This window comes from Clostridium sp. AM42-4 (assembly GCF_003480105.1).
Classification (GTDB): Bacteria; Bacillota; Clostridia; order Lachnospirales; family Lachnospiraceae; genus Brotaphodocola.
The window spans coordinates 1-23,638 of the sequence record NZ_QUIK01000023.1; the positions used below are offsets into that span (position 1 = coordinate 1).

At 47.0% G+C, this 23,638-nt stretch carries 18 protein-coding genes; 3 read left to right on the forward strand and 15 right to left on the reverse strand.

What is annotated here, in order from left to right; translation table 11 throughout:
* Positions 1–227: 227 nt before the first annotated feature.
* The 5 genes from DW922_RS17515 to DW922_RS14850 form a co-directional block, all read right to left on the reverse strand.
* Entirely contained in the window at positions 228–377 is a 150-nt protein-coding gene (locus DW922_RS17515; RefSeq protein WP_154106754.1) for a hypothetical protein, read from the reverse strand.
* 305 nt (positions 378–682) lie between these two features.
* Positions 683–3,931, reverse strand: coding sequence for a response regulator (locus tag DW922_RS14835; RefSeq protein WP_118721017.1), 3,249 nt, complete (start codon positions 3,929–3,931; stop codon positions 683–685).
* 145 nt (positions 3,932–4,076) lie between these two features.
* Positions 4,077–5,783 (reverse strand): acyl-CoA dehydratase activase, encoded by a 1,707-nt coding sequence (locus DW922_RS14840; RefSeq protein ID WP_118726988.1) that lies wholly within the window; start codon positions 5,781–5,783, stop codon positions 4,077–4,079.
* A complete protein-coding gene (locus tag DW922_RS14845; protein WP_118726989.1) occupies positions 5,780–7,060 on the reverse strand; it encodes a 2-hydroxyacyl-CoA dehydratase family protein in 1,281 nt (426 codons plus the stop codon). The genes DW922_RS14840 and DW922_RS14845 overlap by 4 nt, the downstream gene beginning before the upstream one ends.
* Before the next feature lie 132 nt (positions 7,061–7,192).
* The gene (locus tag DW922_RS14850; protein WP_118530775.1) at positions 7,193–7,411 is read right to left on the reverse strand and encodes a hypothetical protein; all 219 of its coding nucleotides are present in this window, start codon (positions 7,409–7,411) and stop codon (positions 7,193–7,195) included.
* 585 nt (positions 7,412–7,996) lie between these two features.
* On the opposite strand from DW922_RS14850, the gene DW922_RS14855 reads away from it, so the two are divergent.
* Together DW922_RS14855 and DW922_RS14860 are read left to right on the forward strand one after the other, a co-directional pair.
* Positions 7,997–8,950, forward strand: a complete 954-nt coding sequence (locus DW922_RS14855) for a hypothetical protein (RefSeq protein WP_118726990.1) — start codon at positions 7,997–7,999, stop codon at positions 8,948–8,950.
* A gap of 6 nt (positions 8,951–8,956) precedes the next feature.
* Positions 8,957–10,000: a tyrosine-type recombinase/integrase gene (locus DW922_RS14860; RefSeq protein WP_118726991.1), complete on the forward strand. Its 1,044-nt coding sequence runs from the start codon at positions 8,957–8,959 to the stop codon at positions 9,998–10,000.
* A gap of 1 nt (position 10,001) precedes the next feature.
* On the opposite strand, the gene DW922_RS14865 is transcribed toward DW922_RS14860, so the two are convergent.
* The 10 genes from DW922_RS14865 to hisZ form a co-directional block, all read right to left on the reverse strand.
* Positions 10,002–11,720 (reverse strand): Na/Pi cotransporter family protein, encoded by a 1,719-nt coding sequence (locus DW922_RS14865; protein WP_118726992.1) that lies wholly within the window; start codon positions 11,718–11,720, stop codon positions 10,002–10,004.
* Positions 11,721–11,954: 234 nt separating this feature from the next.
* A complete protein-coding gene (locus tag DW922_RS14870; protein WP_118726993.1) occupies positions 11,955–12,932 on the reverse strand; it encodes an EamA family transporter in 978 nt (325 codons plus the stop codon).
* Positions 12,933–13,086: 154 nt separating this feature from the next.
* A complete protein-coding gene (locus tag DW922_RS14875; RefSeq protein ID WP_347560325.1) occupies positions 13,087–14,244 on the reverse strand; it encodes an aldo/keto reductase in 1,158 nt (385 codons plus the stop codon).
* Between the two features lie 92 nt (positions 14,245–14,336).
* Positions 14,337–15,710, reverse strand: a complete 1,374-nt coding sequence (locus DW922_RS14880) for an MATE family efflux transporter (protein ID WP_118721009.1) — start codon at positions 15,708–15,710, stop codon at positions 14,337–14,339.
* A gap of 196 nt (positions 15,711–15,906) precedes the next feature.
* A complete protein-coding gene (gene hisIE, locus DW922_RS14885; RefSeq protein ID WP_118726994.1) occupies positions 15,907–17,172 on the reverse strand; it encodes a bifunctional phosphoribosyl-AMP cyclohydrolase/phosphoribosyl-ATP diphosphatase HisIE in 1,266 nt (421 codons plus the stop codon).
* Between the two features lie 2 nt (positions 17,173–17,174).
* Positions 17,175–17,900 carry a 1-(5-phosphoribosyl)-5-[(5-phosphoribosylamino)methylideneamino]imidazole-4-carboxamide isomerase gene (gene hisA, locus DW922_RS14890; RefSeq protein ID WP_118726995.1) on the reverse strand — a complete coding sequence of 242 codons (726 nt, stop codon included), beginning with the start codon at positions 17,898–17,900 and terminating at the stop codon, positions 17,175–17,177.
* A gap of 61 nt (positions 17,901–17,961) precedes the next feature.
* Positions 17,962–18,549 carry an imidazoleglycerol-phosphate dehydratase HisB gene (gene hisB / locus DW922_RS14895; RefSeq protein ID WP_118721007.1) on the reverse strand — a complete coding sequence of 196 codons (588 nt, stop codon included), beginning with the start codon at positions 18,547–18,549 and terminating at the stop codon, positions 17,962–17,964.
* A gap of 25 nt (positions 18,550–18,574) precedes the next feature.
* Positions 18,575–19,864, reverse strand: a complete 1,290-nt coding sequence (gene hisD, locus DW922_RS14900) for a histidinol dehydrogenase (protein WP_118726996.1) — start codon at positions 19,862–19,864, stop codon at positions 18,575–18,577.
* Positions 19,865–19,870: 6 nt separating this feature from the next.
* A complete protein-coding gene (gene hisG, locus DW922_RS14905; protein ID WP_195715084.1) occupies positions 19,871–20,515 on the reverse strand; it encodes an ATP phosphoribosyltransferase in 645 nt (214 codons plus the stop codon).
* 15 nt (positions 20,516–20,530) lie between these two features.
* Positions 20,531–21,811, reverse strand: a complete 1,281-nt coding sequence (gene hisZ, locus DW922_RS14910) for an ATP phosphoribosyltransferase regulatory subunit (RefSeq protein WP_195715085.1) — start codon at positions 21,809–21,811, stop codon at positions 20,531–20,533.
* 346 nt (positions 21,812–22,157) lie between these two features.
* Here hisZ and DW922_RS14915 point away from each other — a divergent pair, with 346 nt between their 5' ends.
* The gene (locus DW922_RS14915) at positions 22,158–23,609 is read left to right on the forward strand and encodes an amidophosphoribosyltransferase (protein ID WP_118726998.1); all 1,452 of its coding nucleotides are present in this window, start codon (positions 22,158–22,160) and stop codon (positions 23,607–23,609) included.
* The last annotated feature ends 29 nt before the right edge of the window (positions 23,610–23,638 follow it).

Below are 23,638 nucleotides of genomic sequence, written 5' to 3' on the forward strand. Positions count from 1 at the left end.
AAAGCAGGGCTGCCGCCCAGCAAAAAATATTTGCTAGTGCGACAGCCTCCAATGGCTACGAAGCGATTTCTGCGCTTTTTCCTTTCTTTCATTACGACAAAACAGGTTTTTTGCAGGCATTACGACAGCGTTGATTTGTGTTGGATTGTCCGTTTTCTTTTGCACTATGCACAATTATATCCGTATGCCGTTCGCATAATTTTGTGCATATATCACAATATATCACCTTATTTCGCGAAAACGTCCGGGAAACACATACAGAAACGCATGTCCGTGGTGGACGGATCCTTGACCACCACATTCATCTCGTTTCCGAGGTAGCGGGCGGGCTGCTGGACGCTCAATAATATTTCGTCGCTTAATGCTAATTTTCTCATAAAGCCTTATTTTACCTACATTTCTTCGATTTTTTGAGACTCCGTTTTCTGTCTCTTCCATCGTATTTTTCTTTTTGAACTTGTGTCATAAACGGAATTTTATCTTAGGTCATGCAAAACCACATTTTATGGCACAGTGCAAAGTAACCAAGTCATTATAAGGTATTTCTTATTTTTGTGCAAGTCTGTTCTTCGTCTTCCAGATTTACTTTGCACTCATTATATTAAAAATGCTCAAAAAGCGAAGATTATCTACGCAGTAACTCGATAATCTTCGCCTTCCTTATGAATTTATTCTAGTATTTTTATAACATCGAGCCGATCAGCTTTAACATTTGTTTAATCTGGATCGGCTTCGCCAGATATCCGTTCATACCACACTGCAGTGCCAGTTCGCGGTCATCGTCAAATGCATTTGCAGTCATGGCGATGATCGGAATCTGTTTGCAATGCGGCGCTTCCATGGCGCGGATCTTTCTGGTTGCTTCATAGCCATTTAGGATCGGCATTTGTATATCCATCAGGATCAGGTCATACTGTCCGGCTGTGGAAGCTTCCATCTTCTGTACTGCAACAGAACCATCGTTTGCAACATCGACTACAAATCCGGCATCTTTTAAGATTTCTGTGGCAATTTCCTGGTTGAGTTCATTATCTTCGACCAGAAGAATCTTTTTCCCTGCCGGAATGACAGGCAATGTGTTTTCACCTGTTTTTTTCAGTTCTATTGGTTTTGTAAGGATGTCACGCAGTTCTGACATAAACAGTGGTTTTTCACAGAAAGCAGTAACTCCCGCCTCTCTTGCTTCTTCTTCCACATCGGACCAGTCATACGCGGTAAGGATAATGATCGGGCTGCTGTCGCCAATGACTCTGCGGATCCGGCGTACCGTCTCAATTCCGTTCATATCCGGCATCAGCCAGTCGATGATATAGGCATAGAAGTCATCACCCATATCGGCTGCGTGCTTCGCACGGATAACTGCTTCTTTTCCGGAAACTGTCCACTCAGAGCGCATTCCGATTTCGGTCAGCATGGAGGAAATGCTCAGGCAGGTATCGGTATCATCGTCAGCTACCAGAACACGAAGCCCCCGGAGTGATTCGATCCTCTGATAAACTTTTCGCTCACCGCTCAGCTTAAAGGTCAGGCATACATCGAATTCGCTGCCCACGCCCTCTTCGCTTTCGAGATGAATGGTGCCGCCCATCATTTCTACGATTTTTTTTGTGATGGAAAGGCCGAGACCGGTTCCCTGTATGCCGCTGACGGTTGCAGTCTCTTCGCGGGAGAAATTCTCAAAAATATGCTTCTGGAATTCCTTGCTGATGCCGATTCCGGTGTCACGGATGATAAAGTGATAGGTTGCACAGCCTTTCGGTGCTTTCTTTTCCTGCTTCACTCTCAGGCTGATGGTACCGCCTGTCTTATTGTATTTGACACCGTTGCTCAAAATGTTCAGCAGAATCTGTGTCAGGCGCAGCTTGTCTGCAATGATATCCTCATCAACCACATCGACCGTATCGATCAGAAAATCGAGCTGTTTGGAACTGATGGACGGGCAGATGATGGTCCGGATATCGTGCAGCAGGTCCGGAAGATGCAGCGGTTTCTCTTCGATTTTTACTTTTCCGCTTTCGATACGGCTCATATCAAGAACATCATTGATCAGGGAAAGCAGATGCTCACTGGATGTCCCAATCTTTGCCAGATAGTCCTTCACCATCTCCTTATTGTCAATATGGGATGCCGCCAGCGATGTAAAGCCAATGATTGCATTCATTGGTGTCCGGATATCGTGCGACATGTTGTTTAAGAATGTCGTTTTGGCAGAGTTTGCGCTTTCTGCCTGGATTAAAGCTGCTTTTAATTCATCCTGACTCTCTTTCAGCTTTTTGTTCAGCTCCTGTGACTGACTGGCTGCTTTTTTTGCTTTTGCTTCTGCTTTCATTGCTTTACGCAAAAATCCCAAAATGATCAGAAGGATTCCGGCGAAAGTCAAAGTAACTATAAAGATCACAATCAGCATATTGTCACGGATAAAGTCCATCAGGGTGACTTTTCTTGCTGAATTATTATAGAAAGACAGAGCACCAGTCAATTTTGATGCCGGCATGGTCTTTAACGTCTTGTTCAGAATCGACAAGAGCTTTGAATCACCACGTTTTACAGCAAAAGAAATGTTATCTGCTTTGAGCAGAAAGATGCTGTGAAACCGTGTGTTTTTGATATAAGGCGTCACCTGGTTTGCCCTTGTGATAAAGCAGGTTGCTTCGCCTCGGCAGACCATCTTTTCGGCATCTTCCCGTGAGGAACAGTCCAATATCTTCCACTGTGGATAGTTGTAGGATACGTATTGCTTTAAGGAAAGATTATCATTGGATATCGCGACGGTGTTTTCTGCATTTTCATCAAAATAATCCTGTGTTGTGATTGCAGCCAGATTGAATGTCCAGACCGTGTTGGACAGGGATAATTTTTCTTCCTGGGAGGCATATGGATTCTGGGCTGCATGGAAGATCATGTCGATGTCTCCGGCTTTTAAGGCCTGGATCTCTGCTTCCTGGGAATCAAAACCAACCGGCTCAAACTGCAGCGTATAATTGTTAAGACAGTCTGCAGTGTATTCCATATAATCGTTGATGATGCCGGTCAGGTTACCGCTTGATGCATCAATGGAACTCACGCCAGGGTCATTCTTTAGAAAACCGATCCGGATCGCGCCATGCTGCGATAACCAGTCGCTCTCCTCGCCAGAAAGAACGGCAACCGACTCTGCAGTCAGATAGCGCTGGTAGAGTTCGTCTGCGTAAAACGGCTTGTCATATTCCATGTTGCGCATGGCGATATCCAGTTCTTCTTTTAAATCTGGCCGGTTTTTGTTGATCGCATAGTAAATGCTGGAACCACCGGTTGTGGCGATCGCAGACATGCCTGCTTCTACCCATTCTGGTGTTTCGGTAGAGATAACACCCACAACATCGCCGGAAGCGATCATTTCTTTTGCAGTTTCGATGCTGTCCGCATTGACGTGCTCTGTTTTGATGTTATGCTTTTCTTCCCATACGGAAAACTGCGTTGCCTGAATGCTTTTTTCCATGGCTATCACGCGTTTGCCATTTAAGGTAGAAAGATCCGAGGCGGAAATGTCCGCATGGGTAAGGTCTGCATACAGGTAATATTTTTCCTCTCCCATTGGAATGTCGGAAAACAGCATGGTCTTTGCACGCTCATCGGTGTAGGAAATTGCTGCCATAAGATCAATTTTTCCTTCCTGCAGCATGCTGAGCAGTTCGGACCAGTCGCCCTTTACATACTCGTAATCCCAGCCGGTATAAGCAGCTACAGCCTGTTCGTATTCATAGCCATAGCCGCTGCGGATGCCGTTTTCGCCGGTGATGTGGTAGGAATCCTCGTACCACCCAACCCGGACAACCTTTGTCGCTGTTTCTTCCGCTGCCAGTGCAGAAGATGGAAACAATGCAAGTATGAACAAGACAAAACATAGCAAAAAGTGAAGATACCGGTTTGATCGTGTTTTCTTCTGATTCATGTTCTCCCCCTGAAATAAAATGAATAATGGCGTATCCTTATTATAAAATCTTACCTAATTTCAGCCGGTTAATCAAGTTCTTTCCATGGTACAGATCATCATAATGTTACTGTTCGCGCGTGCGTGTCCGGCAACGTCATAATTTCTATTTCTGGACAGATTCCCCTTTGCATTTTTCGTATGCAAACAATGCGGCACCAAGTGCTCCGCAAAGCTGAGCTTCCTCGCAGATATAGAGCTTTGCGCCAAGCTTTTCTTCCAGCGCCTGGATAATACCCTGGTTCTTGGCAACCCCGCCGGTCATCATATATTCACCCGGATGATCTTTGCCAAGCCGGGCAGCCAGTGCGCCGACCTTGGAAGCAACCGACACGTTCAGTCCGTGAATAATGTCTGACACGTCCTTGTTCTGGGCCACTAAGGATACAACCTCAGACTCTGCAAATACGGTGCACATGCTGGAAATGACAATGTTTTCCTTCCATTTTAATCCCAGAGTACTCATTTCTTCCAGGGAAAGACCGAGCGTCTTTGCCATCATCTCCAGGAAACGGCCGGTTCCGGCAGCGCACTTGTCGTTCATCAGGAAGTTTTTTACGGCTCCGTTTTCATCGATGCTGATCGCCTTGATGTCCTGACCGCCGATATCGATGATCGTGCGCACGTTTGGATTTAAGTAGTTGGCGCCCTTCGCATGGCAGGTAATCTCGGTAATGCTGTCATCCCCGCCTTCAATATAAGCGCGTCCGTAGCCAGTGGTGTCGATCCGCACGATTTCTTCTTTTTTGATCCCGGCTTTTTCAATTGCCAGATCCAGACTCTTTTCGGCACTCATCATGGCTCCGCCGCCGGTCGGAATGATCATGGAGGACTTGATCTTTCCGTCCTGATCCAGAATCACAACGTCGGTACTGGTGGAACCGCTGTCGATTCCTGCTACATAATATACTCCTGATTCCATCTGCTTTTTAGCCTCCTCACTGATTCCTTTTCCCGGGTCCATATCTGCGGAACCCTCGATGGTTTCTGAAAATGCCTGGATCCTGGTTAAAAGCTGTCCGGCACTCTGACTGGTAAAATCGGTTTCAATCTTTAAAATCGGGACTTTGATTTCCCGTTTGATGCTTGCATACTCAAAACCATAGTAATCGCAGAATTTGATCGTATGATAAATAATCCCCTTTAATGCCGGGTCCAGATACAGGCGGTTCCTGCGTGCGCTGTGGTTCATGCGGAAGCATGGCATCTGGCTAAGAAGGGCATCTGCATAAGCCAGGAAAAGCGCGTCTTCTTCCATCTGTTCCAGTTCTTTTGGAATCACAGACAGTCTGCGCCCTCCGGTACAGGTCAGGTTTTCTACGTCCATCTCGAAGTTTTCGCGGATCATCTGTTCTAAAACACCGCTGACCCGCACGCCAAGCACGCCGATGTAAGGACGGCTTTTTGTGTGAAGCAGGGCAAAAGAATGCAAGAAACGCTCTTTATCGAACTGTTTTCCAGAATAAGCCTCGTAGGATTCTTTTAATCTGCGGAGGGCACCTGCAAATTTTTCTTTTTCACATTCGTTATCATCGTGTGGAAGATCCAGCATATACAAAAATCTGCATCTTCCTGTGCTTTCTACGATATCGTAAACGCGGCGCATGGAATCGCAGCAGTTTACCAGGACCAGTTCCTCCACTTTTCCTTCCAGAACCGCCTGGATCACGGATTTGCCAAATCCGCACAGATTGGCATGTGCGATCTGGTCGGACAATTCAAAGTTTTCCGGCATTTCTTCCAGAACAGCACAGTCCTCCCCAAATGCACGAAATAATTCTAACGGGGTGTATTTACAAACATAATGGATCATGCGTGTGCTTCCTCCTTTCCTTTTTCCAGCATCTCCACGAAAGCCTGAAGACGGGTGGAAACCTGACCGTCACTGGTATTGGCCGGATTGCATCCATCCCCATCCAGAATTATGGTCGGCAGGTCCGCATCTTCTAAAGAACGTTTGATCAGGCTGGAAGCGCCGATGGTTCCCTTACAGCCCCAGTGTGCAAACAGGATACCACCATTTGCTTTGGTAATCTCGGCCAGCTCCTCTGCCATCTGGATCCGCTGGTTTACATTGCCGTTATAAATGCAGTAAACCATCTTCTCTGCCATGGCCTCATACGGATCTTCGGAATGCATTTCCCGGAATCCATCCGCGATAAAATCGCAGGCGCGGATATGCATGTTTTTGCTGTAGTTAAATAATTCCTTTACCGGTGCCTGTAAAAACGGCAGGGTGTGCATCCACAGGACTGAAAGTCCCTCTCCCTTCGGAGCATTTTTTACATCTTCCAGCAGCATTTTGGTATACTTGACAGCTGATTCGGAACCGGCAAGCAGATGACACATAAAAAGAGCATACAGTTCATTGGTCAGGGATGTAACCGGATCGTGTTCGCTGCGCAGAGCAAGCTGCTTCTTATAATAATCAGCTGCTTTCCGGCTGTTGTCGACGGCCAGACTCACCGCTTCCTCTGATATTTGGGTCCGGTTTACTTCTTCCAGGAATAATTTCAGTTTCCGAAGCTGGTCTGCCACATACAGAACCGATTCCTGGTTCTTTTCATACGGCACATCAATGTAAAAACCAGGACAATCGTAGGAATCCTTTAAATAAGGAAATGTCATCATATTTCCGTCGCAGGCAAGGTTTGTGTAGATCATGCATTTGGGTTTTGGCAGAATCCCGGTCAGTGCGGCTCCCAGAAAGACACGATGATAGGAACACATGGTTTCCGGAAAGCCTTCCTCTTCGGTTTTTCGCAGGAAAGCCTGCTCACATTTTGTTCCTGCCAGAAAGCAGGATAATGCCTCTACGGAATATGGGGTCAGTCCGGCAGCTGTCACCAGCTCTCCCGGCACAAAAATGCTGACCATAGCTGCCTGCTCCGGCTTTGCCAGAGACTGAATGATATTTTTCATAACCACCCGTGCCACATACTGGCCGGACGGCGGAAGTTCCCGGTCCGGAAAAAACTGAAGCCGTTTCTCCTGCAGGCGGTAACCTGTAAGAAGAAGACGGCGGGCTTTTTCCGGATCTTTCAGGGACTGGTTACCAACAACAGTTCCAAATTGATCGATGATATTCATAATACGTATTTCACTCTTTCCTATAAATAGTTTCGTTTGCTTGTTTTCCCAGTTTTCCAGGTTGTCAAATGGTGCCAGCTGACTGAAAACAAGCGGAGTTTTTCTGTGTAAGCTTCGTTGTTCTGCCTTGCCTTACAGAATGATGCGGATGACCAGCCACACGATTCCAATCAGCAGCAGCACCATGGCAAATGCGGTAGAAAGTCCAAACACCACTGCCCCGATCACCAGGGAAATGATAAATCCGAGTACACTAAGAACTGCTCCCAATAGTTTTCCGCAGATCGAAAGTACAAGGCCTACGCACTTGAAAATCAGTACCAGAAAAATGATCGCAAATAAAATTGACATCGTTTCAGTATCTCCTCCTGAGAATATTTCATCCTATAGGATTATAATCACTTTTTTCTTAAATGTAAATATTCTGCGTAATAAGCCCTACTTCTACTTTTTATCAGACACATAAGGCAATATCGATGCTTTAAAACGGATTGATAAAAACTATTTGTACAATATAGGGTGAATGATACATATTAAAACAAATATTCTGATGAATTATGTTATTAACTGTCAATATGAACAAACGCGAATATTTCTCCATTATTGCGTAAAACTAAGGTTTTGCGCAATATTAAAGCTACTTTTTCGAATATCCGTTCTGCTTTTTGCCTTCCATGTTGGTATTTTGTTAAATTGTCTGCACATTTTTAAGAATTATCGCTCAATACCCTATGCTCTTTTTTACTGATTTTCGTATACTTCTCCGAGTTTTTCCTTTGTTATCACATTATACGTTGTTATGTATAGCGATTACATGTATAACAATGTATATCGTTTTTGAGTTTGTTACACAATAAGAATTGACGAACATGTTTTCGATATGCTATACTATCATATAAGTAAAAAAGGATTAATTTTCCTGGAGGATTTGAATAGATGAAAGAAGAACGAACCGTCAAAGAAAGCAAACAGGTCAATTTCCGTATTGATCCGGATTCCGCGGAGGCTTTCCGCCAGTTTTGCACCACACATGGAATGAACCAGGCACAGGGGTTTGATCATCTGATGCAGGTTCTGGAGTTAAACAATGCGAAGGCTGCTACTCCCGGACGTCTTGTGGAAATTGAAAATTTTGAACGCCTTTGCAAGAAGCTATTATCTGCGTATATCAACAGCATTGAATTGAGCAGTAATGCAGAGGCACGTGTTCTCGAACAATTTCAGTCTGACTTAAAAAGAAAGGACCGTACCATTGATGAACTGCGGGAAAAGATGGAAGCTTTGCAGGGAGAAAAAGAACAGGCAGAGGCTGTCTCAAAGAAGCTGGAAGAAGAACAGAACCGTTTAAAAGAACAGGCAGAATACGCAACGAATCAGCTGAACTCCGCAAAGAAGGCAATCTCCGACCAGGAGGAAGTGAACCGGCTTCTTCAGACGCAGAATGAGGAACTGAAAAAACAGCTGCAAAAGCTTCACGAGCTGCAAAAAGCGGAAGCTTTGGTGAAATCAGAAAATACGGAGTTGAAATTAAAAACCAGGGAGCTGGAGCAGACATTGTCGCATGAAACTGCGCAGAGGAAAAATTTAGAGAGTATTGCCGGACAGAACCAGGAAAAACTCCGGGAGCTGGAAAGCCATATGCTGGAGTATAAGGTGCAGGTATCTGACCTGAAAAGACAGCTTCAGGAGAAGGATGCCGATACGCAGAACCAGTTAAAGCAGGCTCAGATGGAAGCGGACTTAAAGCTGGAACGTGCCGTGATCGCCAAAGAGCGAGAACTGCAGGAGGAGTTGCGGACGTCCGACCGGGAGAATGTCCGGTTGCAGACAGAACTGGAACAACTGAGAGCTTCATTAGCTCCGAACCAGAACCAGGCGAATAAGGAGTAATTTCATATGGAAGAACTGCAATATCACGAACAGCGTGACTTAAAAAATGAAAAGAAGCTGCAGGAGCTGCTTGCCTCTCTCCCGCCTTTCTGTGCGGATTTCTTTCGTGGAATCGAGCCTGCAACCTCTTCTATGACAAGACTCTCCTATGCTTACGATATCAACATGTTTTTTGTGTTTATCCGGGACCTGAAACCGGAATTGTTGAACCTGCAGACAAGTGAGATTTCCATGAACGATTTCACTGAAATCAGCGTTACGGATCTGGAGCGTTACCTGGAATTTTTAAAATACCGGCCTGATGACCCGGACCATAAAAATACGAATAAAGAGGCCGGGATCAAGCGCAAGTTTTTTTCCCTGAAAAGCTTTTACGGCTACTTTTACCGCACGGGGCAGATCAAGACCAATCCGACGCTGTCCATGCAGGTGCCGCGTATCCGGGAAAAGGAAATTGTCCGCTTAAACCAGGAGGAAATACGGGAGCTGATCAAAGAAGCGCAGAATGGTAACGGCCTTTCACCGAAGCAGAAGCAATTTCACGAAAAAACAAAGGCAAGGGACTGTGCCATCCTTGCCTTAATGCTTGGAACCGGAATCCGTGTCTCGGAATGCGTCGGTCTGAATCTGGGGGATGTAGATTTAACAGAGCAGAGCATTCACATCCACCGGAAAGGCGGAAAAGAAGCAACTGTGTATTTCAGCGATGAAGTCACACGGCATCTGGAACATTACCTTGAGGAGCGAAAAGGTGCCGGTATCGATCCGGCAGAGGAACCGGCCCTCTTTCTTTCCCTGCGGGGAAAGCGCATTGCCGTGCGAAGCGTAGAATATCTCGTAAAAAAATATGCTGCTATCGTTACACCCAAAAAGAAAATCACGCCGCACAAGCTCCGGAGCAGCTACGGCTCTGCCCTTTACGCGAAAACGAACGATATCTACCTTGTGGCGGATATCTTAGGGCACAACGATGTCAACATCACCCGGAAGTTCTATGCGGCGATCGAAGAAGAACGAAGAAAGAGCGTGAAGAAGATCGACATTGTATAAGCTAAGCATGCTCTCCTGCCATTTCCTGATTTGCATTATTCTGGTACAATTTCTGGAACGAAATGTTATCCATCGCCTCTTCAGAAATGCTCACGCAGTTGTCTGCGATACGGTCGATGTTATAAAGCAGATTAGAATACTGCTTTGTCATATCAGAGGAGCAGGTATTCTTCTTCACACGGGATAAATGCGCTTTATTGTTCTGCTTCTGCAGCTTCCGGATCTTATTTTTGTCTTTTGTTACTTTGGCAACAATATCCTTATCGCCGTTTTCGAGTGCCTGCATTGCGGTGGAAAAGAGATTTTCCAGTGTCCCGATGCCAGTCTCCAGCTCATGCTTTGCGTCTTCCGAGAAGATTCCGCCATGTTCCTGTGAAAATTCCGCAACAGCACTGATTTCCTCACAACGGTCTGCAATTCGCTCGATATTATTGTTGATATAGAGAAGTCCTGCCGCCTGTTCGGACTGCTGTTCCGTCAGGGCACCTCTGGAAAACATCTTTACAATATAGCTTCCGATCTGCTCCTGAAGCTTCTTTACCGCGAGGTTCATATCCTTAAAGTTCTGGTAAGCAGCTTGCGGTTCGTCTCCAACAAAGGAAAGCTTCATGTTATCTAACATCTGTGTGGTGAAACCGGCCACTCTCTGAATCTCTTCTGAGACAAGGTAAAGAGCTGCGGTCGGCTGAGTCAGGACACGGTTTTCAAGGAATTTCGGCTCGTAAGTCTGACGTTCCTGCTGATCCTGTCCGCGAACAAGAAAGGTAACAATTTTTACCATGACCGGGATCAATGGAAGCCAGATCAGTGTGCAGACAACATTAAAGGTTGTGTGGGCGTTTGCAATCTGTCTGGAGATGACTTCCAGCTCCGGTCCCTTCGGGGAAATGAAACGCACAAAGCCAGCGAGAACCGGAATCAAAAACAGAAATACAATACTTCCCGTAATATTGAAAACGCTGTGTGCCAGTGCCGTCCTTTTTGCATTTTTTGACTGGCCGATAGAAGCTAACAGTGCTGTGATCGTGGTACCGATATTGTCACCTAACAGGATCGGAATTGCGCCGGTCAGACCGATCACACTGGTTACCCCATCCGGGCCCGCCTGGGAAGCGAAGTTCTGAAGTACTGCAATCGTTGCGGAACTACTCTGTACCACAAGGGTCATACCGGCACCAAGAAGTACCCCGAGTACCGGAATATGGGAAACACGTCCCATCATGTCTACAAAAAACGGGCTGCTTGCAAGCGGTTTCATAACGCCGCCCATAATTTCAATTCCTTCAAAAAGAAGTCCAAAGGAGAAGATTACCATACCGATGTTTTTGATCTTTTCTTTTTTGCTGGCAAAATTCAGCATAAATCCAAGAAAGATGATCGGATAGATATAGTTGCTGATCTTAAATGCCATCAGTTGTGCGGTCATGGTCGTACCGATGTTAGCACCGAAAACAACGGAAATCGCCTGCGGCAGACTCATAAGGCCAGCGCTGACAAATCCGATGACCATAACGGTGGTCGCGGAACTGCTCTGCAATACGGCAGTGACTAAGGCTCCTGCCAGCGCGCCCATGACTGCATTTTTCGTCAGAAAGCTGAGAATCTTTTTCATGCCCTCTCCCGCTGCTTTCTGAAGCGCGTCACTCATGCTGTTCATGCCATATAAAAACAGCGCCAAACCGCCAATGAGACCAAAAAAGATCTTTACATTTTCATTCATCGTACCTTCTCCTTTGTAATCGTTCTTACATCATTCAATATTTATCCTAATTATCATAAATGCTGAGGGCATTTGCATCTACCATACCCACGTAAAGGCAATGTTAAATCCATGTAAAATACGATCAGCAAAGTACGACTGTATTTTAAGCTTTTTGCTTTATTTCCATAAAATTTGTGTAAAAAAAGGCGGCCAGAATATTCTGACCACCAGATAAAATATTTCTATGAATTGTTAAATGTCAAATACCCCAAGCATTACGATACCGATCACAACCAGCAGGATCATCGCATAATGCTTCCAGGACAGCTTCTCTTTTAAGAAGATGCGGCTCCATACAACGGAAGCGACACAGTATGCGGAAATGATCGGTGCGGAGATTGCTGCATGTGCGGTATCCGATAATGCGAAGATATAAGCAAACTGACCAGCCGTCTCACAGAGTGCTCCAATGTATTTCGGTCCTTCCTGTTTCACGGTAAATCGTTCTTTTTTGATCAGCGCTACGTAGATCACGCAGCAGACTGCAGCAAAGAGGAAGGTCAGTTCGTAAGCACAGTTTGCGGAAGATGCCGCATAGGAAGAGCACTCTTCTGCGGTTGCAAACAGTCCGGCTGCCTCTGCTTCCCCAGCCAGAAGATCCAGCACAAAGGTATCTGCAAAGGTGCCTGCTGCATCCAGAAGGCAGTAAGCCACCGGAAGGAATAAAGCCAGCCAGGACTTCGCATATTTGTAGTTGGATGCTTCCTGACGTGCGCGGCGCAGGTCATCGTCTTCCCTGGATTCTACGATGCCAAGACCGATCACACCGATACATACCAGTGCCACGGCACCGATCACGGCCAGACGCATGGTTCCCTCAATGCTCTCGTCCAGTGTGCCGGTCAGAAAACAGAGAACTGCTACCAGTGCACCGGAGGAATTACAGATTGGGGAAGAAATCGAAAGTTCAATGTAACGCAGGCCGATATAGCCCAGTGTCATGGAGGAAATGTAAAGCAGAGATACCGGCAGGTAAGTAAGGATCACATGCCAGGTGACAATCGTTCCTCCCACAAAAATTTCATACATTGCATGGACACCCATGACAACGCCGACTGCAATGACCATCTTCAAATGGGCATATTTGTCGTTTCCGCGGCAGCCGATCTTGGAAAACAGATCAGAACCGCTCCAGAATAAGAGTGCCGTAACGGCTAACCAAAACCACATTGTTTCTGTACCATTCCTTTTTTCATTCTATCTGCAAAAATGTTGCTGTTTGCGCAATGCGTAAACAGCAACATAAAAACAGACCTGACCATTATAAAACGAAATCTTTCGTTTGCCAAGGATTCCTGTTGTGCAAAAATTCTTATGAAAACGCCTAACATCCAAACAACTTCGCGGTCTTTTCCATCCGCTCTGCGATCGCAACCCCGAACGGACAGCGGGATTCGCAGGCATGACAGCCAATACACTCCGATGCCCGATGTTCCAAAAGCTCATAGTGGGACCGTACCGTTGCCGGTACGGCCGGCTGCATGGTTGCAAGATCATAGAATTTGTTGATCATGGCAATGTCCAGATTGACCACGCACGGTTTACAGTGACCGCAGTAGGTGCACTCTCCACGGTAAGAATGAAGCGGTGCATTGGCAATCACGGATGCGAAATCTTTTTCTTCCTCTGATGCTGTCTCATAAGCAACAGCCGCATCGACCTGTTCCTTTGTGTCATATCCGCACATGATCGCGCCGACTGCAGGTCTGGTAAGTGCATAGTGGATGCACTGCACCGGTGTCAGTGTTACGCCAAACGGGGAACGCTTTGCATCGAAAAGACGCCCGCCTGCAAAGCCTTTCATAACGGTAATCCCGACATCGTGCTGCTCACACAGCTTATACAGGCGCGCACGGTCTGCATCAATGCCTCTTAAGTCTGCATCGAATTCATCCGCGAACATCGTCTCAATCTGCTCGCTGGCCGGAAGCATGTCGAACGCCGGATTGATGCTGAAGAGGATCATCTCCACATAGCCGGACTCTGCCGCTTTCGCGGCCACCTTCGGATTGTGGGAACTCATACCGATGTGACGGATCACGCCATTCTTTTTCAGCTCCATGATATAATCCAGATAATCGGAATGCTGGATGCTTTCCCACTCTTCTTCGGAATCTACATAGTGGATCATGCCAAGGTCGATATAGTCTGTCTGCAGACGCTTTAAGAGGTCCTCAAAAGCCGGACGCACATAAGCCATATCGCGGGTGCGGAAATACTGCCCGTCCTTCCAGGTAGAACCGATATGTCCCTGGATATACCAGGATTCGCGGTTCTCTTTGATTCCCTTGCCGATGACATCGCGGGATTTTGGATCTGCCATCCAGCAGTCCAGAATATTGATTCCTTTGGAAGAAGCATAGCGGATCAGCTCAATGCCCTCTTCTTCCAGATGGCGCTCCAGCCACTCGCCGCCAAAACCTATCTCACTGACCTGAAGATTGGTTTTTCCTAATCTGCGTGTTTTCATTGTTTTTTCCATTTCTCAAACTCCTTTTGTAATATATCAGCCGCTTTATTCTGTTTCACGCATACATTTCTGAAAATAGAATGTTCCATTTTGGAATCCATTCTTTATGGTAATGCGCCCTCTTCTTTCTGCTCTAGGTCCTTAAAGATTTTGTGAAGTACCCATGCGGCCAGAATGAAGGTTCCTGCATCTGCCAGAGGCTGCGCGATCTGGATTCCAAGAATGCCGACTGCCGGAGTCAGAAACAGAAGGACCGGTATCAGAAACCATCCCTGTCTGGCGGTGGAAACCACGGTTGCCCAGGTTCCGTAGCCCATGGATTGCGGTGTCATATTGCCCATAACGGTGACTCCCATAAGCGGCAAGGTGCAAAGCTGCATACGGAGTGCCAGTGTTCCGATCCGGATAACATCCAGATCGTCTTTCCGGAATACCGCAACAATATTTCCAGAAAAGGCAAGGCCAGCCAGTGCAAATACAAAAAGCACAGCAGTGCTGACTTTGATGCAGAAAATACAGGCTTCTTTCACACGCTTATATAACCCGGCACCAAAACAGTAGCTGCAGACAGGCTGAAAGCCCTGACCGAAACCAATCATGGCCGAGCCAACAAACATCATAAAGCGGTTCACGATGGACATAGCCGCAATGGCTGCATCCCCATATGGCTGTGCCATGACATTCATCAGGATGGTTGCCACACTGGCAATTCCCTGACGCCCAAGTGATGCCACACCTCCATACAAAATCTGTCCGTAAAGCTTTACAGTTGGACGGAACTTACGGATATCGATGGAAATGCAGTCCTTTCGGAAATTGCACATCACAAGCAGAATGCAAAAGCTGACAAACTGGGAAATGCCTGTTGCAAGCGCAGCGCCTGCGGTCCCCATACCCATACCGAAAATAAATACCGGGTCAAGGACAATGTTTAAAATACCTCCGGTTGTGATGCCGACCATGGCAAATAAGGCTTTTCCCTGAAACCGTAGAATGTTATTCATGATAAATGAAGTCATCATAAACGGTGCCGCAATCAGAATATAGGATGCGTAGGCTTCGGCATAAGGCGCAATGGTTACGGTAGATCCAAGCATCATAACCAGCGCATGGATGTTGGCAGTTCCGAGGACCGTGATAACCAGTCCCATAAAAAAGCCGGTAAAAAAAGCGATGGAAGCAAGCTTCTCGGCCAGCTCCCGGTTTCCTGCCCCGATCAGCCGGGCAATGTAATTTCCGGATCCGATTCCGATCATAAACGATAATGCCTGAATGATCGACATGGCTGAAAAGATGATTCCGACCGCGCCAGAAGCGCTGGTCCCAAGCTGGCTTACAAAAAAAGTGTCAGCCATGTTATAAATCGAGGTGACCAGCATACTGATGATGGTTGGGACAGCCAGCTTTGAGATGACACGTCCGACCGGCGCATTGGCCATTTCGTAGTATTGGTCATGTGATTCTTTTGTCTGCTGCATGATCATAACTCTCCTGTTTTTATAATGTAAAAGTATACCATGTTTTTCTGCAGTCGGCTATGTCTCTTCTGACATATTCATAAGTTATTTTTTTGACGAATCAAGGGCTTTTTGTCACGCAGAAAAAGAGTGCTGGCATACCGTAACTGCATTGCTGCAATTTTTATGCCAACACTCTGTGATTTTATAAACAATTCTAACGGTTCGCAAGCTCTTCTGTGATATCCTCCCAGGTCACACCGCGCTCCGCCATGAGAACCATGACATGGTACAGGAAATCGGAAATCTCGTATTTAATCTCTTCCGGGTCCGGGTTTTTGGCTGCAATGACGATCTCGGTCGCTTCTTCCCCGACTTTCTTTAAGATCTTGTCGATGCCTTTGTCAAACAGATAGTTGGTGTAAGAGCCTTCCTTTGGATGACTCTTACGGTCCTGAATGACAGAGAAGACATCCTCAAATACCTTCAATGGATTGGTTTCTTTGGTCTCTTTCTCAGCAAGTGTCTGGAAGAAACAGCTGCGGGAACCGGTATGGCAGGCCGCACCAATCTGATGGACTTTCGCCAGAATCGTATCGTTGTCACAGTCTAAGTGCAGGGACTTTACATACTGGAAATGTCCGGAGGTCTCGCCCTTTAACCACTGGCTCTTCCGGCTCCGGCTGTAGTAATGCATCTTGCCGGTGCGGAGCGTATCTGCGAAGGCCTGTTCGTTCATATAAGCAAGCATCAGCACTTCGGAAGTCTTGAAATCCTGGACGATGACCGGAACCAGGCCGTCGGAATTGGTTTTAAAATCTCCCCAGGAAACACTGCTGCACAGAATGTCTACCGCAATTCCAAGGCTGCCAAGTTCCTGCTTCTTTTCCATATAATTTCCATTTTCCGGAGCCAGGCTGGCGAGGACAAAACCGGCAGCCGCGTCTGCTTTCAGCTCTTCTGCCAGTTTTGCGATTTCGTCTGCATTGCTGACTATATAATAATGCATCTGTTCATCCATCGTATGGATCACTTCCACAGCTTCCGGAAGAACAGCATCTTCCAGCAGTGCCATGGATGCTCCCAGCTGCGCATACTCCGGGATCCGTTTTGTCTGGTCTTTCTGGTTTAAGCGGATAAAGATTTTTTCACTGCCGAAGCGGTCTGCCGCTTCTTTGATCAGATCCACATTTTCTTCCACAGATGCATCTAAAAATACGCCCTTCGCACCTGCGTAGAGGTATTTCTTCACATCCTCCAGGCGTTTTACGCGTCCGCCAGCATAGATCGGAATGTCGATCGCCCTTGCCATTTTCCGGATCAGGCCAATGTTGTAATCATGCTCCTCATCGTTTTTGGAACCATCGGCAAATACCAGACCGTCTGCTCCGTCATTCCCGGCAGCAGAGGCAAAAGGAAGCACTTCCTCTTCCTGTTTTCCATCGCAGCAAAGCTGCGCAAGTAACCGTTTAAATTCTGCCATAGTTATTCTCCCTGTTCAAACCGCGCTACCGCATCCGGCAGGCTGATCTTTTTCTCGTATAATGCTTTTCCAATGATGGCGCCCTTGATCTGGCTGTCATTTAAGCGGACCAGATCGTCCATACAGGAAACTCCGCCGGAGGCGATCACATCCAGTCCGGTCTGCTTAGTCAGAAACTTTGTGTACTCGACGTTCGGACCGGTTAAGGTACCGTCTTTGGAAATATCGGTATAAACGATATGTTTTACCCCGAATTCTTTCATCTGCAGGCAAAGATCCAAAGCCGAAAGACTGCTTACCTTTTCCCAGCCTTCCACTGCCACCATGCCGTTTTTCGCATCGACACCGGCTACGATCCGGTCGGCACCAAAGGTTGCAACCAGCTCTTTCACAAATTCCGGCCGCTCCACGGCGCGCGTTCCAATGATGCAGCGGGTGATGCCAAGTTCCAGCATATTTTTCACTGCTTCCACGCTGCGGATGCCTCCGCCAAGCTGGATCGGAACGTCCACACTGGATACGATCGCACGGATCGCATCTTCATTTACGGAACGTCCTGCCAGCGCACCGTCCAGATCCACAATATGGAGGAAGGATGCACCCTGGCTGACCCACAATTTTGCCATATCAGCCGGTGTGTCGGAATAAACCTTTACATTATCAAATAATCCCTGTGTCAGGCGGACGCATTTGCCGCCCTTCATGTCAATTGCCGGATATAACTGCATGGGAATCTCTCCTTTTTATACGTTTTCTGTTGCCAGGCACACAGACGTGAAACCTAGCCACTTACAGTACGCCTTTTGTCGACAAAACATCGGTGATCCGTGCGTCGTATCGGGTTGCGTTGTCGAGCGCCTTTGCAAACGCCTTAAATGCACCTTCAATAATATGGTGGTTATTGATTCCGTCAAGCTGCTTTACGTGCAGGTTCATCTCTGCGCCGTAAGACACTGCATAGAAAAATTCGCGGATCATCTCCGTTTCCAGATCCCCGACCTTTTCCCGGTCCAGCTTCAGGTCATAAACCAGATACGGTCTTCCGCAAAGATCCAGGGAACAAAGAAGCAGTGCCTCATCCATGGGCAGGATCATGGTTCCGTAACGGACAATGCCTTTTTTATCTCCTACGGCTTCTTTGATCGCACGTCCCAGCACAATACCGGTATCCTCGATCGTATGATGGGTATCGACCTCCAGATCCCCGTCTACATGCAGGGTCAGGTCAAACAAACCATGTCTTGCAAATCCGTTTAACATGTGGTCAAAAAAGCCAATGCCTGTGTGAATATCTGCTTTTCCGGTTCCGTCCAGGTCCAGGGTCAGACGGATTTTCGTCTCTTTTGTGTTGCGTTCTATGGTCGCACAGCGTGCCATGAGCACTACCTCCTGTTCTTATTTTTTACTCGAAGCGTACGCGGATGGAATTTGCATGTGCAGTCAGATGCTCTGCCTCTGCAAAGGTTTCAATATCCTTATGAACCGGCTCCAGTGCTTCTTTGGAATAGTAGATGATGCTGGATTTTTTAATGAAATCGTCTACACTTAGCGGGGAGAAGAATTTTGCGGTTCCATTGGTCGGAAGGACATGGTTCGGGCCTGCAAAATAATCGCCCAGCGGCTCGGAACTGTACTCGCCCATAAAGATCGCGCCGGCATTCTGGATCTTCGTCATGACTTCAAACGGGTTCTTTGTCACGATTTCCAGATGCTCGGATGCAATGGCATTTGCGGTTTCGATTGCGTCTTCCATGGAATCAGCTACCAGGATATAACCATAGTTTTCCAGAGATTTTTCCAGGATGGCTTTTCTGGAAAGCTGCTGAACGAACGCCTCTGCCTCAGCAGAAACTTTTTCTGCCAGCTCCATGCTGGTAGTAACCAGGATTGCAGATGCAAGCTCATCGTGCTCTGCCTGGGATAACAGATCCGCTGCGACATAACGTGGATTTGCGGTTTCATCTGCAAGGACCAGAATTTCACTCGGTCCGGCGATACTGTCGATGCTCACATGACCATAGACTGCTTTCTTTGCCAAAGCCACGAAAATATTGCCAGGTCCAACGATCTTATTGACACGCGGAATGGATTTGGTTCCAAAAGCCAGCGCTGCGATTGCCTGGGCACCGCCGACTTTATAAACTTCGGTAGCGCCTGCCAGATGTGCAGCAATCAGGGTAACCGGGTTTACTTTTCCGTCTTTTCCTGGTGGCGTTACCATAACAATCTTCTCGACTCCTGCAACCTCAGCCGGGATAATGTTCATTAATACAGAAGACGGATAGGCTGCCTTGCCGCCCGGAACATAAACACCGACACTGGAAAGTGCGCTTACCTTCTGACCAAGAATGGTTCCGTTTGGTTTGCTGTCGAACCAGCTGTAACGTTTCTGTTTTTCATGGTACTCGCGGATGTTTTTCATGGATTTTTTTATGACAGCCAGAAGATTCGGGTCTACCTGGGACAGTGCCTCCTGAATTTCTGCCTGGGTTACACGAATATTGTCTGCAGAGAGCTCTGCGCCGTCAAATTTTTTTGTATACTCGAACAGGGCTTCATCGCCTCTGGCGCGTACATCATACACGATCTCCTGGACTGTGCCCTCGTAAGCACTGTAATTGTTCGGGTCACGCTTTAATAAATCTGCAAGGATGTTTGCCCTGCTTTGTTCATCTAATTTTACAATTCTCATGATTGGTTATGCCTCCTGGATCAGATTCTTTAACTGCTGTATGATTTTGGTAATGCGCTCGTGCTCCCGCTTCATGCTGACCTGGTTTAGCACCATGCGGGCAGAAAGCGGGCAAACCTCTTCGAGGACCGTCAGGCCGTTCTCTCTTAAGGTCGAACCGGTTTCTACAATATCGACGATCACTTCGGAAAGTCCAACGATCGGAGCCAGCTCGATGGAGCCGTTCAGTTTGATGATTTCTACGGTCTGGTGCTTTTTATTATAGAAGTAATCCTTCGCGATCGCTGGGTATTTGGTGGCAACGCGGATCAGCTCATGATGCTGCAAAAGCTCTTTGGCTGATTCCGGCCCGCACACACACATGCGGCATTTGCCAAGCTTCAGGTCCAGAACCTCATAAAGCTTTCTTCCCTCTTCCAGGATCGTATCCTTTCCAACGATACCAATATCGGCTGCTCCGTACTCCACGTAGGTTGGAACATCGTTTGCTTTTGCGAGGAAGAACCGGTAGCCAAGCTCTTCATTGGTAAAAATCAGCTTTCTCGTATCTTTATCTTTCATTTCTTCACAGGTGATGCCGATCTTTTCGAAAAGATCGAGGGATTTATTGGCCAGCCTTCCTTTCGCCAGCGCAAAGGTAAGATATCTCATAATTGCCAGTCTCCTTTAGTGAATGTAATCCCGGACAGTTTCCGTGTAAGCCTGATTTACCGATACGCCGGTTTCTGTATCATAGACGGATGCAGTGCTTCCGTCACCCAAAAGGCTGATGAGCCGGTGCATCTGGAACCGCCTTGCATAATCCAGATAAGCATCCATGCCTTCTGTTTCCGTGCGCGGTGTCAGCTGCGCCGGGATTCCTGCATTGCGGAACTGGCAGGCAAGGCGGATTGCCTTATCTCTCGCTGCCGGATCGTACAAAATAATGGTATCGTTCATTTTTACATCGATACGGATCTTCTGACGGGAAAGAGCCAGAAGAAGCTGGTCAGCCATAATGGCAAATCCGACTGCGGCAGCTTTTTTTCCAAACTGTTCAAGCAGCTTGTCATAACGGCCACCCGCAACGATGTACTCGCCGGTACCGTAGGTGTAAGCCTTAAAGATGATGCCGGTATAATAGGAGTATTTGCTCAGCATGCCAAGATCATAGGAAACATAATCGCCAAGACCATAGCTGTCTAAGATTTCCTGTACTTCTTCCAGACGTTTGATCGCATCAAGCGCCCGCTTATTCGTTGTCATTGTTTTTGCGATGCGGATTTGGTCAATGTCTCCGAAGAGCTCCGGAAGCTTAAGAAAGAGCTTTTTTAAGTCTTCACTCATGGTCTGTTCGGATAAGAGCTCCTCCACACCGAAATAATTTTTATTTTCGATCAGGACGCGGAGCTTTTCCTGGGTCTCCTCATCCATTCCGGACTCCTCAACCAGTCCACGGTAAAATTCCACCTGCCCCAGTTCCACCTGAAACTCCTTTAAGCCGGTCTCTCTTAATGCGTCAATAACCATCGCGATCATTTCTGCATCAGCATCGGAGGTATCATCACCGATCAGCTCGGCTCCCGTCTGGGTGGATTCTTTTAAGCGCCCCTGATAGCTGGTCCCATTGATAAAGGTAGGGCCAAGGTAACACAGACGGAGCGGTTTTGTCTCATCCATATAATACTTTGCCACGCAGCGTGCAATGGGCGGTGTCATATCCGGACGAAGTACCAGAGTGTTGTTGTCGCGGTCAAAGAACTTGTACATTCCCTGGCTGCCTACGCTTCCGCGCTCCTTTTTGAAAATATCGAAGAACTCAAACACCGGTGTCTCAATGCTCTGATATCCGTAAAGCCCGAATACATGCTGGATCTTCTGCTCCACGGCAAGCTTTCTGGCACATTCCTCTGCGTAAATATCACGCACACCCTCGGGGGTATGCAGTAACTGGTTATTCATGTTCATAATCCCGTCTCCAATACTTTGCTATGGTAAAGTGCTAATTCGATAACGTGATTCCAATTATAGGAGAAAGTATCTGAATTGTCAATCAATATCTTTCCACTGTTTTAAACATTTTACGACTTTTCAAAAAACACGTCAAATAGACTCCGGTTATGGCTAGTATTCCTCATCTGTTATTTATTAGTATATTTTATATATAATAGCCGTTGTATAAATATGACGATATATGATACACTATTTCTGTATTTGTGATAGAAAGAACACGTGTAACGGTTTTGCTCATTTCCTGCGCAGACAGTAACGTGAATTTGCATGATGACAATCGATTTGGAAGGAGTTTGAGACTATGGGAGGCTTTTTCGGAGTTGTTTCCAAGCATGACTGTGTGATGGATCTGTTTTTTGGTACAGACTATCATTCTCACCTGGGTACCCGCCGCGGCGGCATGGCTGTATATGGAGAATCTGGTTTTCAGAGAAGTATTCATAATATAGAAAATTCCCCGTTCCGTACGAAATTTGAACGGGATGTAGAAGAACTGAAAGGAAATGCCGGAATTGGCTCGATTTCAGACAATGAACCACAGCCACTGCTGATCCACTCCCATTTAGGAAGCTATGCGATCGTAACTGTCGGCAAGATCAATAATGAGGAAGAGCTAATCCAGCATGCTTTCCAGAACGGACATATCCACTTTATGGAAATGAGCGGCGGGCGGATCAATGCCACCGAGCTGACGGCTGCGATCATCAACCAGAAGCAAAGTCTGGTCGATGGCCTGCTCTACGCGCAGGAGATGATCCAGGGTTCCATGACGATCCTGCTCCTTACACCAGAAGGAATCTATGCATCCAGAGACCGCTATGGCCGTACCCCGCTGACCGTAGGACAAAAAGAAGATGCCTGCTGTGTTTCCTTTGAAAGCTTTGCCTATATCAATCTCGGCTATCATGACTGCTATGAACTGGGACCTGGAGAGATTGTGCGGGTAACTTCAGACGGCGTTACGCAGCTTTCTGCCCCAAGAAAAGAAATGAAGATCTGTTCCTTCTTATGGGTATACTATGGCTACCCAACCTCCAGCTACGAAGGAATCAATGTAGAAGAAATGCGTTATCGCTGCGGACAGATCCTGGCTGACCGGGATTTAGGCTGTGGCAGCTGTGAAAACTGTCCGGGGCACAAAAAAGAAACTATCCACCCGGATATCGTCGCAGGTGTTCCGGACTCCGGAATCGCCCATGCGATCGGTTATGCCAACGAATCCGGTATCCCGTTTGCAAGGCCGTTTATCAAATATACACCTACCTGGCCGCGTTCTTTTATGCCGCAGAACCAGAGCCAGCGCAACCTGATCGCAAAAATGAAGCTGATCCCGGTTGGCGCCCTGATCAAAGACCAGAGCCTGCTTCTGATCGACGATTCCATTGTCCGCGGCACACAGTTAGGTGAAACAACCGAATTTCTTTATGAGAGCGGTGCAAAAGAAGTACATATCCGCCCGGCATGCCCGCCGCTCCTTTACGGATGTAAATACTTAAACTTCTCCCGCTCCAATTCTGAGTTAGACCTGATCACCCGCCGCATCATCCGCGACCGGGAAGGCGACGACGTATCTGCAGAAGTATTAGCTGATTACGCAAACCCGGACAGCAAAAATTATCAGGAAATGGTCGAGGAGATCCGCAAGCGCTTAAACTTCACAACCCTGAAATTCCACCGTCTGGACGACCTGGTTAAGTCCATCGGACTTCCGAAAGAATGTTTGTGCACGTACTGCTGGGATGGGCAAGAGTAAATATAACAATATTACACAGTAACGAACGA